Annotated in this window: 1 protein-coding gene; it reads right to left on the bottom strand. The window is 76.1% G+C overall.

The window, feature by feature from the left end:
• Positions 1–255, bottom strand: a 255-nt coding sequence (locus GWK61_RS55785) for a MurR/RpiR family transcriptional regulator (protein ID WP_194922432.1), incomplete at both ends; no start/stop codon positions are given.

The raw sequence follows: 255 nt of genomic DNA, 5'->3' as shown, positions 1-255 counted from the left end.
CGCGCAGGGCCCGGGTCACGGTGCCCAACACGACGCCGACGAGCCGCTCGGCGGGATCCCCCGGCCGCACCTCGCCGCCGATGTCGCTGGCCCAGCGAGTGCCCTCGGCGTTGCCCGCCGCGCGCCCCGCTTCCTCCGCCAGCGCCACCCGAAGCTCGGCGTATCCCGTGAACCCCAGTGCCCGGCAGAAGCGCGTGATCGTGCCCGGCGACTTGCCGACGCGCTCAGCCAGGTCCGTGATGGTGCAGCGGGCCG

This window comes from Catenulispora rubra (genome assembly GCF_015356825.1).
Classification (GTDB): Bacteria; Actinomycetota; Actinomycetes; order Streptomycetales; family Catenulisporaceae; genus Catenulispora; species Catenulispora rubra.
The sequence above is the reverse complement of the archived record's forward strand: the minus strand, read 5'-3'. Positions and strand labels throughout refer to the sequence as shown.